This window comes from Chitinophaga sp., from assembly GCF_035564935.1.
Classification (GTDB): Bacteria; Bacteroidota; Bacteroidia; order Chitinophagales; family Chitinophagaceae; genus Chitinophaga.
Window position 1 is genome coordinate 1 of record NZ_DATMTE010001079.1, and the last position, 11709, is coordinate 11709.

At 49.9% G+C, this 11709-nt stretch carries 9 protein-coding genes; 2 read left to right on the forward strand and 7 right to left on the reverse strand.

Annotated features, from left to right (window positions below; translation table 11 throughout):
• Together VN105_RS27785 and VN105_RS27790 are read right to left on the reverse strand one after the other, a co-directional pair.
• A partial coding sequence (locus VN105_RS27785; protein WP_325646408.1) for a penicillin acylase family protein occupies positions 1 to 2373 on the reverse strand: 2373 nt, incomplete at its 3' end.
• 52 nt (positions 2374 to 2425) lie between these two features.
• Complete coding sequence (locus VN105_RS27790) at positions 2426 to 3541, reverse strand: pyridoxal phosphate-dependent aminotransferase family protein (RefSeq protein ID WP_325646410.1); 1116 nt, start codon at positions 3539 to 3541, stop codon at positions 2426 to 2428.
• Positions 3542 to 3621: 80 nt separating this feature from the next.
• Between VN105_RS27790 and VN105_RS27795 the strand changes: the two genes are divergently transcribed.
• A complete protein-coding gene (locus VN105_RS27795) occupies positions 3622 to 4218 on the forward strand; it encodes a tRNA-(ms[2]io[6]A)-hydroxylase (RefSeq protein ID WP_325646412.1) in 597 nt (198 codons plus the stop codon).
• 218 nt (positions 4219 to 4436) lie between these two features.
• Here VN105_RS27795 and VN105_RS27800 read toward each other — a convergent pair whose 3' ends face one another.
• Positions 4437 to 6707 (reverse strand): patatin-like phospholipase family protein, encoded by a 2271-nt coding sequence (locus VN105_RS27800; protein WP_325646414.1) that lies wholly within the window; start codon positions 6705 to 6707, stop codon positions 4437 to 4439.
• Between the two features lie 161 nt (positions 6708 to 6868).
• On the opposite strand from VN105_RS27800, the gene VN105_RS27805 reads away from it, so the two are divergent.
• The gene (locus VN105_RS27805; RefSeq protein ID WP_325646416.1) at positions 6869 to 8329 is read left to right on the forward strand and encodes an MFS transporter; all 1461 of its coding nucleotides are present in this window, start codon (positions 6869 to 6871) and stop codon (positions 8327 to 8329) included.
• 58 nt (positions 8330 to 8387) lie between these two features.
• On the opposite strand, the gene VN105_RS27810 is transcribed toward VN105_RS27805, so the two are convergent.
• The 4 genes from VN105_RS27810 to VN105_RS27825 all read right to left on the reverse strand — a co-directional run.
• On the reverse strand, positions 8388 to 9359 hold the full coding sequence (locus VN105_RS27810; RefSeq protein ID WP_325646418.1) for a GSCFA domain-containing protein: 972 nt from the start codon (positions 9357 to 9359) through the stop codon (positions 8388 to 8390).
• A gap of 9 nt (positions 9360 to 9368) precedes the next feature.
• A complete protein-coding gene (locus VN105_RS27815) occupies positions 9369 to 10220 on the reverse strand; it encodes a hydroxymethylglutaryl-CoA lyase (protein ID WP_325646420.1) in 852 nt (283 codons plus the stop codon).
• A 36-nt stretch (positions 10221 to 10256) separates the two neighbouring features.
• A complete protein-coding gene (gene rlmB, locus VN105_RS27820; RefSeq protein WP_325646422.1) occupies positions 10257 to 11078 on the reverse strand; it encodes a 23S rRNA (guanosine(2251)-2'-O)-methyltransferase RlmB in 822 nt (273 codons plus the stop codon).
• Positions 11079 to 11098: 20 nt separating this feature from the next.
• A partial coding sequence (locus VN105_RS27825; protein WP_325646424.1) for an NUDIX hydrolase occupies positions 11099 to 11709 on the reverse strand: 611 nt, incomplete at its 5' end.

Below are 11709 nucleotides of genomic sequence, written 5' to 3' on the forward strand. Positions count from 1 at the left end.
CTCACTAAAAATATGCAACAGGTAATACTTGCCCGCTACCCAATCATTTATACTGTTATCATAAAACGGGCTACCTGGATTTCCACTTTGTCCGCCGGGATAAATACCGTATGCTTCCGTTTTGTCCGACAGCTGCACAACCATACGCCAGGAAGGACCATGTGTTGATTTCGTTGCATTCACAATATGCTGCCCGCCGCCTGTGTTCAAATGCAAAGCGCTAAAGGCGGGGATCCCGCGGGAAAGATGATTGATATCTGTGCCGCGTGCTTTTCCCAGCTCCAGCCTGCCTGCTTTATTTAATTCCGACAGCTGCGTAACAGTGGTAGCAAATACACCCTGCACCAGTTGCGATAAAGTTTCTTTTTGCGGGGTGTTGATGTTGTCTATAAAATGGAAAGCCGTATCACGTAACAGCAAATCCAGCGTGGTGATAGATTGCGGATAGGCCAGGATGGTAGTATCTTTTGGATGCAGCTCATCCTGCCAGATAGTATCTTCCAGGTGCGCCCACAGCGTATTAAAAATACTGGCGGCTTTACTGTCGGGCGTGGCCATAAAGTCCCAGGACGATAACAGCTGCCAGTAAGGCTGCTGTTGCGCCGTAAGGGAAGCGGTATCAATATGTTTCCTGATCATGGGCATGGCTGCGGCGGCAAACAGGTTCATATCGTCATTTTGCAGCTGCATCATATCCTGCGTGGTAATAGCGCTCATGGCAGTTAATCTTTCATTGATACGCTTACCACGGAAAAGATCGTATTCGCCGTACAATGCGTACGGATAAGTGCTGTCGGTAGGGCGCTGATTGGCGGAGCTCACAAATCCTCTCTCCGGATTTTTTATATGTGGCAGTTCATCGTGCGGGATATATCCCTGCCATGCATAGGTGCTGTCGCTGCCCGGCATGATCCACTTGCCCTGGTCTTTCCACCGCAGGGGATACTGACCATTGTGCCAGATGGCGATGTCGCCGGCTTTATCGGCGAATACAAAGTTTTGGGCAGGACAGGTAAAGCGGTTAATGGCATTGAGATAATCGTCGTAATTACGGGCTTTATTCAGTTTGTTGAAGGTACCCAGCTCATTGGAAGGATCCAGCGCCTTCCAGCGCATGGCCAGGAAGTTCTGACCGGTTGTTTTATCGGGGAAAGTGTTATCGAACATAACGGGCCCAAATACGGTATAGGCAACAGTATCGTGTATTGTAGCGCCGCCTCTTACCTTTATTTCCTCTATACGCAGGTCTGCTTTGCGGTAGCTGCCGTTATACAGGTATTCGGTACGACCGTTGCGGAACTGCATACTGTAGTAATCTTTCACGTCTTCTTCCCCGTTGGTAACGCCCCAGGCGATATGGTCGTTGAAACCGATGATCACCCCCGGTGCGCCGGGCAGGGAGGCGCCATACACATTCATACCCGGTGTATGGATCTGTACTTCATACCAGAGCGAGGGGAGCGACAGGTTCAGGTGCGGATCATTGCAGAGGATCGGCGCGCCTGAGCGGGTTTTACTACCTGCTACTGCCCAGTTGTTGCTGCCGTTATCCGGATCGGGTTTGTCTGTTTTAAATTTCATGAATGCTGCCGCTGCGGCGAGCACGCTATCAGGAGGAGCTATTGGTGTTAATGTTGCTTTGGGGTAAGCCGTGCCTTTGGGAATAATCGGGTCGGTGGCTTCATGGAAGTCGGGATACATTAATTCAAAGTCCTGCAGGGAAAATAAACGGCGCGCGTTGGTGAATTCGAGGTCATCGGCGAATCCGGCGAGGTCGTGCGCCATGTACTTCAGCAATAAGGCCGACTTGATGATATCCCATCTCTCCGGTTTATAATCCAGTATTTTATATTCTACCGGGTAAGTAGCGGGTGTTAGTGTGGCGATATATGCGTTAACGCCGGCCGCGTAGGAGGTCACTGCTTCTTTGGTGGCCGGGTCTGCCAGCATTTCCTTTACGGTGTATTCCGATGCGTATACCATTCCCAGGCGCCGTTGTTTCCGGTCGTACTGCACCAGCTTAGGGCCCAGTATCTCAGATAGCCGGCCGGCAGCGGCGTAGGTTTGCAGCTCCATCTGCCAGAGGCGGTCGCGCGCGGTTACATATCCCTGTACATAAAAGGCGTCTCCTTCATTTTCCGCGAAAATATGTGGCACCATACGGTCGTCATACCAAACTTCCGTTTTGCCGGACAGGCCGGGCAACACCAGTTGCTCATGAGGAAATTCACCGATAGGTTCCGCATTTTGCCAGAAGCCGGTTTGCGGGCTTAACAATTTTCCCAGTGGTGGTATCTGTCCCAGTTTATGACTGAAGGCGTATGTAAGCGATAAGGTAACTGCTGCGGTTATAACTGCGGGGATGATTCTCATATTACAAGTCGGATGTAATATGTAAAATACATCAAATTTGTTTCATAACCAGTTATGCCTGTAATACTTTTATAAGATGGGCCACCTCTGCGGGGGTATTAAAACTATGCAGCACAATGCGGAGTCGTTCTGAACCCTTTGGCACTGTAGGATGCAGGATAGGCCGTACGTCCAGGCCCGCCTGCTGCAGCCGCTGCGCCGTGTTGCGGGTATGTTCGTTGCCACGGGTTAGCACTGCCTGGATGGGGGTGGTACCCGGTACCAGTTCCATATTTGCCATACCGGCGCGGAACTGCGCAATAAGTGCCGACAATTGTTCCCTTTCCGCCTGCATATACGGGAAAGTGGCATAACCTGCCTCTATGGCTGCCAGTGCAGCGGGAGGTAATGAAGTAGTATAAATAAATGAACGGGAGAAGTTGATAAGATAATCCCGCAATATCCCCGGACCCAGCACCACGGCGCCATGACAGCCCACTGCTTTCCCGAAGGTGTGAATGCGTGCAAAGCAGGCGTTTGTCAGCTCCAGGTGCTGTACCAGCCCTTCTCCCCTGTTGCCGATAATACCGGTAGCATGAGCTTCATCCACTATAAGATGCGCGCCATATTGTTCGCAGATGGCGGCAATAGCGGCCAGCGGCGCCAGGTCCCCATCCATGGAATACACCGACTCTACCGCTACAAAAATATTTCCCACGCCGTGTTTCAGCTTCTTTTCGAGGTCCGCCACCTCATTGTGTGCAAATGAAAAGGATTGCGCCGCCGATAAACGCACGCCATCACGGATAGACGCATGGATCAGCTGATCATAAATGATGGTGTCGCCCTTGCGGCCCAGGCAGGAAAACACGCCCAGGTTGGCATCGTAGCCGGAATTATACAGTAACCCGGCTGCTGCCCCGTGAAAAGCGGCCAGGTCTTTCTCCACAGATTCAATCCATTCGTAATTGCCCGCCAGCAGCCTCGATCCGGTGCTGCCATGCGCGGGATGCCTTTCTTCCATTAATGTGTGGATGTATTCTCTCACTGCGGCATTCCGGGCAAGACCGAGGTAATCGTTGGAACAAAAATCCACTTTATCTCCCGGCAGGCGAAGCTCGCGGAACGACTGCTGTTCGCGGCGCTCATCAAGCAATCGCGTTAAAAAAGAAGTACTGTCTTTACCCATGGATCTGCGTTTATCAGCGCACAATTTAAACTTTGCCGTTATCTTCGCAAAAAAGCCACAGCCTGAGCGCTGTTTTTTCTATGAGCAAAGTATCAATACTCGGACTAAAACTGCCTACTGATCCCAGATGGGTGAACCTGGCAGCCATTTCACTGCAGGATATTCTTACCGACCACGCGTATTGCGAGCAAAAAGCGGCATCTTCCGCTATCTCCCTGATCCAGCGCAACCCGGAAAGAACAAAGCTGGTAGAAGCACTGGCGCCTATCGTTACAGAAGAATGGGGCCACTTCCGGCAGGTGCTTGCTGAAATGAAGAAACGGGGCCTTTCCTTAGGCAAACAACGGAAAGATGATTATGTAAATGCACTCATGGATAACCGGGTAAAAGGCGGCCATGCAAACGACAGCTTCCTCGATGCCCTGCTCATCTTTGCCCTGATAGAAGCCCGCAGCTGCGAGCGCTTCCGCCTGCTCAGTGAAGGTTTGGAAGACGAATACATGCGCGATTTTTACCACCGCTTCATGGTATCCGAAGCGGGCCACTACCGCCTTTTCATTGACCTGGCCAACGAATATTTCCCCGAAGAAAAAGTACGCACCCGCTGGCAGGAATGGCTGAACAAAGAAGCCGAAATACTGCAGAACATCACTGTTCGCGGGGATCGTATGCACTAGGGAATCGCCTTCGGCGATGAAAATTGTCTTGGAACACTGATTACGCTGATTTTACTGATTATCTTGATTGATCATTTTGGATTTTAAATGATTTTGGGAGATATAAGCGGATGTTTTTCGCTCATATCTCCCAAAATCATTTATAAAAAAAACAAACTAATCAGTAAAATCAGCGTAATCAGTGTTCCAAGACAATTTATCCCGCCGAAGGCGAGCCATCAAAAGTTAAACCCGAGGTTTACATAGAACTTCAGCCTGCCGGATTTGTCGTTGTACATCATAGTGGCCTCCACAGGGCCGAGGCGGCTGCTGTAGGCAGCCCCGATGCCATAGCCGGCGAGATATTCGTAATTACGGCCGCCGGAAATTACCCCATCGTACACGGCGCCGCCTATACGGGGAATGGCGAAAAGATTCCGCATAAACTCATACTGCCACGCCACCTGTACCACGCCTATTTTAGGCGTGATCACTTCCCCTTCGTATATGCCCACAAAAGGCACCTGGTTGCGGGTAATGTTAGTCATACCACCCACTACAAACGCATTCACCACCGATTCCTTGTAGTTGATACTATACCCTATGTTGCCATCCAGCTCCAGTGCCGATTTACGGCCCATAGGAATATAATATTTCAGGTTCAGCGCCAGCCGCTGGTAATCGTTGAAGTTTACTCCCAGCGTGTCGTAGTTCTGCTCTACGCCCTGTGAGCTTACTTTTATGCCCGGGTGCTGGTTGTAGATATGCCCGGCTTCCAGGTCCAGTAGCAATCCGCTGGTGGGATATATTTTCTGGTTAAGGGAATTGATGCCGAAATTAATATAGGAGTTCAGCTGGTTGGTGCTTCCACGTACCTCCATGAAGTTCGACAGCTGCGGTTTGTATTTGATATACTCCCAGCGTGTTCCTGCACCCACAAACATGTTCCTGGTGAAGGTATATTGCACATCCATATTTACGTTGGCATACTTGCTGCGATAAGGTTGCAACTTGTTAAAATTATTATCGTAAAAAGTAAGCCCGTTGTTTTCATAATAGGTGCCCAGCCCGAAACCAAAATTACGGCTGCGGCCCAGGTATTTGAAGTATTCTGCCTCCAGGCGCGGGTTTTCACTGATCACCGCCGTTACAAACGAACGGGAGTTAGGCACAATGAAATTCCGCTGTGTTAAGTTGATGATCGCGTTGGCGCCGGTAAAGGTGTTATAGTTCAGTGCAAATTTCACATAGGTAAGCGGGTTTTCCTCCACCTGTATATCCATCCTGCTTTTACCATATCCTTCCGGCACCAGGTTATAGGTGATCAGTTTATAGAAACGGGTACCATATACATTTAGGATGGCATTTCTCAGTTGCGCAGGTGTATAACACCCGCCTGGTTTGAGATGCAGCCGTTGTAAAAAGAATTTCTGATCGGAGTGAACCAGCCCGTTTACATGCACGCTGCTCAGCTCTATATCGGTGGCAAACGGCAGCCGGTCTGCCACAAAGGGTGGTTGGGGGTACAGTGCGTTCAGTGAATCTGCCAGGTGTTTGAAAACAGGATACATCTCCCTCCCTTTCCGGCGCCCGGCTTCAATAATAGAATCCACGCTCCCAAAGCTGGCAGCCGAGTAGTTCTCCAGCTCCTTGTTTATCGGCACATAGATATCGCACTGTTTAATAGCTTTGATAAAATCATCTGCATCTTTATAAAATCCCAGCTGGTAAAGGATATCAAAGGGAGTAAGCAGTTGATCGGCTTTGCGCAGGCCGCCGCTTACATTGGCGCCGATCACAATGTCGGCCCCCATTTCTTTGGCGGTGATCACCGGGAAATTACGGACCACGCCACCATCCACCAGTTTCCGGTCGCCGATCTTCACGGCGGTGAATATAGACGGGATGGCCATGCTGGCGCGAAGGCTGGTCACTATTTCCCCGCTGTCGAGCGTTACAATATCGCCGGTAGCCACATCGGTGGCAATGCATTTAAATGGGATATTGAAGTCTCCGAAGTTCTTGATGTCTTTCACCGGCCAGCAGAGCTTTGCCAGCTCCAGCCACAACGCTTCGCCGGAAATTACGCCGGAGGCCAGCTTGGGCTTACCATATTCAAAAGGAATTTCAATGATGTATTTATTATACTCCCGCTTTTCTTCATAGGAAATATCTGTAAGAACGGGCTGGTTGGAGAAAAGGCTGTTCCAGTTCAATTTACGGGCTACTTCTTCAATTTTCTTCCCGGAATAGCCCATGGCATATAAAGATCCTACAATGCTTCCCATGCTGGTACCGGTTACCAGGTCCACCTTCAAACCCGCGCTGTCTATCGCTTCCAGGATGCCGATGTGTGCAAGCCCCCTGGCCCCGCCGCCGCTGAGCGTTAATCCTATCTTAGGTCTGTTGCTGATCGTTTGCTGAGCCTTCACGGTATAGTAACACAACATAAAAGCTAACAACAATAAACTGGTACCCCGCCTGATGTGGGCTTTTGATCCCTGCTTCATTTTAAATAATTGGCCCTTATTAAAGATAAGGCATTATAAACATTCACGAATGTTAAGCACAAGAGATTTTTAATTGAATGCTTGCGCTCATAGTAAATATTCGTTATCTTATTCCCCTTAAAAGCTAACTAACAAAAGCGCAGCTTTTACAATTAACACGTATGAAAAACTCGCTCTCCACGCAAAACATCTGGCAGGTTATAATGGCTTCGTCGGCTGGTACGCTCATTGAATGGTACGACTTTTACATCTTTGGCAGTTTATCCGCCATCATTGCTGAAAAGTTCTTCCCTCCCAGTAATCCGCAGCTGGCCTATATTGCCACGCTGGCCACCTTTGCTGTTGGCTTTATTGTGCGCCCTTTCGGGGCCATTGTATTTGGCCGTATCGGCGACATGGTAGGACGTAAATATACCTTCCTGCTTACCCTGCTTATCATGGGCGGTTCCACCTTTGCTATTGGTCTTATTCCCAGTTATCATACCATTGGTATACTGGCGCCCATACTGGTGCTGATCCTCCGCCTGGCGCAGGGCCTGGCCCTTGGCGGTGAGTACGGCGGCGCAGCTACCTATGTAGCGGAACATTCGCCGGACAACCGCCGCGGCTACTACACCAGCTTTATTCAAACCACCGCCACGCTCGGACTGTTTGTATCGCTGGGCGTGATCCTGGTAACCCGTATGCTCATGTCGCCGGACGATTTCAACAACTATGGATGGCGTATTCCCTTCCTCCTCTCGGTGCTGCTGGTCATCATGTCCTACTACATACGGATACGCCTGCACGAATCCCCGCTGTTTGCGCAGATGAAAAAAGAAGGTAAAACATCCGCCAACCCCATTAAAGAAAGCTTTGCCAATAAGGAAAACCTAAAACTGGTGTTGATCGCGCTGTTTGGCGCTGCCATGGGACAAGGTGTGGTATGGTATACGGGACAGTTCTATGCGCTCTCCTTTCTCCAGAAAACCATGAACATTGAATTTGTGCAATCCAATATCATTATTGCCATTGCATTGCTGCTGGGTACGCCGTTCTTTATTTATTTCGGCTCACTGTCCGACCGTATAGGCCGTAAAAAGATCATGCTCACCGGCATGTTGCTGGCGGCCCTGGCCTATTACCCGATCTATAAGGCCATGGATAATATCGGCAATGTGAATCTGAAACAGGAACAAACCGAACTTTTCAGGATAGAAAGCAATTCCACGCACAGCGAATCGGGGGAACTGGTGCTTAAATCCTTCCGGGTACACAGCTATACCGACGGCAGTGTTTTAAGGGAGGCTACGGATAAAAAGGAACTAACCGTAAGCCGTACCAATGTGGCCTGGCTGGTGATCCTGATATTTATCCAGGTATTGTTTGTAACCATGGTGTATGCACCCATTGCGGCTTTCCTGGTAGAATTATTTCCTACCCGCATCCGGTATACGTCTATGTCGCTGCCCTATCATATTGGCAACGGCGTGTTCGGCGGGTTACTGCCTACCATTTCCACCATCCTGGTTACCAATACCGGCAACCACCTGGCGGGGCTTATTTACCCGATCGGTATTGCAGTGATCTGTTTTGTAGTGGGTATTATTTATTTGAAAGATAAGAGAGGTATTCCGTTGTAAACGGGGCCGCTGAAAAGGAACATGCAATCGCGGTGAACGCGGTTGCATGTTCCTTTTTTTATTGAAAACGTTGCAGCAAGTCGTTCAGCTGCAGCTGCGGATGTGCCGCCATCAGTTGTTGCACTTTTGCCGCATAATGACTTAAAAACTGCCGGTGCTGTGGGCTTTCCGGGTTAAAGGGCCGGTGGTTGGCGGCCCGGTTTATTTCAGCGATACTATGCAGCAGTTCCTGGCTGCCGGGGCCGATCCCTGCCTTTATCACCTGCTCCCATACATAGTTAACCGCCAGTTCATTGGGATGCACCATGTCTTCCTTATAAAAACGGTAATCGCGCAAATCATCTATCACCAGCTCATATGCCGGGAAATAGAACAGCCTGTTGAACTTATTCACCAGGTGGTGAACCGCCTGCAGCAGGATGGCTTTACTGAGATTATTTTCCACTACCCCATCGCGGATATAGCGAACGGGACTAACGGTGAAGAGTATATTAATTTTCCGGTTGCGGAAAAACAGGCGATGCATCACGTTATCCAGCGCGGTAACTACTTCATCTACGGTGAGCATGCGTTTGTAAAAGTTGCCGGCCGGCACCTTATGACAGTTACCAACCAGGCGGTTGTTTTCCTTTAAGATGTAAGCATGGGCGGATCCCAGCGTAATAATGAGCCAGTCGGCGGTTTCAATGGCCTTTGCAGCGGTGGCCTGCATCTGCCGGATGTTTTCCAGCGTGGCTTCCGGCGTAAGGCCGGAGAAGCGGCTGTGGTGATCCCAGCTGTTCCAGAGATCATTGTGCAGGAACAGGTCTTCACGTGTATATACTTTCCCGTCCAGGTAAGCCGTGAGGGCTTTCGTGATGCTGAGCGGGTTATATAAAATACCATGCGGGTTTACCAGGGTATTAAACCGGTGTTCCTGCAGCTTTCCGCCTATTTCTTCGGCAAAGCAGGAACCCATCAGCAACAGCTCATGATCATACTGGATGGGAGCCGGCAACGGCGTTACGGGAAAGCTTAAATGAAATTGCATGTAATACAGTTAATCTTTAAAAACAGCATCTGCCAGTCGTTGTGCGCCTCTCAATGCCGTCATATTAAGCGTAAGCGGTTCTTTCCTTTGCTGGCAGAAGGCTATCAGGTTTTCTGTGGCCAGGTTGCCCACCAGTTCATCTTTGGCCATAGGGCAGCCGCCAATGCCTTTGATGGCGCTGTCGAACCGCTTGCAGCCCTGCTCATAAGCGGCCAGTACCTTCTCTTCCCATTTGTTGGGTGCTGCGTGAAAATGTGCGCCGATTTCCACATCGGGGTAAGCGGGAATGAGGTGTTTGAAAAGACTGCTGATAGTAGCTGGATCTGCCACGCCTACTGTATCTGCGAGGGAAATAACGCCGATTTCCATCTTCACCATTTCTGCTACCCATTGCAGTACGATTTCCGGGCTGTACGGGTCGCCATATGGATTACCGAATCCCATGGAAATGTAGATCACCAGTTCTTTCCTGTTCTTAATGCACAGTTCCTGCATGGAATGCACCTGTTCCAGTGATTCTGCAATGGTTTTATTGGTATTTCTCAGCTGGAAAGTTTCTGATATGGAGAAGGGAAAGCCCAGGTAATTAATTTCGTCGAACACTACCGCTTCTTCCGCTCCCCGCAGGTTGGCCACAATGGCCAGTAGTTTGCTTTTAGAGCCAGACAGCTGCAGGCGGGGAATAACGTCTTTTGTATCTGCCATTTGAGGAATGGCTTTGGGAGATACAAAACTGCCGAAATCGATCGTATCAAAACCAACCTTTAGCAGGGCATCCAGGTATTGTACTTTTTCGTCCGTACTGATCATTCTGTGCCAGCCCTGCATAGCATCGCGGGGGCATTCAACTAATTTTAGCATAGTAAACCATTTTCGTGGCGGGCGCCCGCAGGTCCGCTAAATATTTGCTGTTCTTTGTTTCAGCGCTTCGTATAAAATGATACCGGCGGCTACCGACACGTTGAAAGATTCAAAACTGCCGGCCATCGGGATGCGGAACAACACGTCGGAAGCTTTGATCAGCGCAGGATACACGCCTTTGTCTTCCGAACCCATGATCACTGCTACCGGCTCTTTCAGGTCGCAGTCGTACAGCTTAATTTCCGTTTCCATTTCGCTGGCCATCACTTTGATACCGTTGAGATGCAGGGTATCAATCGCTTTGTTCAGGCTGTTCACCCGGCAAACCGCAATACGCTCCAGCGCACCGGCAGAGGATTTCACGGCTTCTTCATTCAGTGCGGCAATGCCTTTATCAGGAATAATGATGGCCTGGGCGCCGCAGCAAACGGCGCTGCGGGCAATGGCGCCTATATTACGAACGTCGGTAATACCATCCAGTATGAGGAACAGCGGTGTTTCTCCCTTTTCTGTTACATGGGAAATCACGTCCTGCAGGTCCAGGTAAGTAACATTACCGGCAATGGCCACCACACCCTGGTGATTGGCCTGGGTAAGCCCGTTGAGCTTTTCTACCGGCACATAGTTAATGGGAACATTCTGGGTTTGGGCCAGGTCTCTTATTTGCGGAATAATATCGCCGGTAGCGGTGCGCAGCATAAAGATGCGCTCAATGGGCTTCCCGGTGTTCAGGGCTTCCAATAACGGCTGGCGGCCAATAATCATGGTAGATTGCTTTGGCCGTTGCGTTGCATATTTTTTGGGACCTCGCTGTCCCTCTTTTCTTTCACCTTTGAAAGCGTTGAATTTCCTTTCCATTTGCTGCAAAGGTAACGGGTTTATTTGTTTAATAAGCCTTCATAGCCCATTAGCTTTACTTTTTGTATGGCTGCTACCGATAAGGAATCGGTGATCTCAAAGTTGTTCACCATCCGGTAGGCTTCTTCAAAAGGTATTTTTTTAACGATCAGCTGTTCTGTTTCCTCCGGTTCCGCCGCCCGCTGTTCCAGCCCGCGGGCCAGGAATACTATCCCTTCTTCATCGGAAACGGAATTGGAGAGATCCATACGTGTAATTTCCTCCCAATAAGACGCCACCAGGCCCGTTTCTTCCAGTAATTCCCTTTTTGCGGTTTCCAGCGCGCTTTCCAGTCCCAGTGGCGCACCTCCTTCGGGAATTTCCCAGGAGAAGCGGTTTAAAGGGAAGCGGTACTGCCCCACCAGGTAAATATTCATGTCATCATCCAGCGCTACCACGCCTACTGCCAGATTCTTAAAATGTACCACCCCATAAATGCCTGCGCCGCCGGCGGGGTTCAACCCTTCGTGATGCCATACACTGATCCAGTTGTTATCATATCTCAGGTCCCTGGAGTGAATGGTCCAGGGGTTCTTTGTTGTGTCCATGCGCGTTAGCGGAGGGGATCGCCTTCGGCGATTGTCTTGGAACA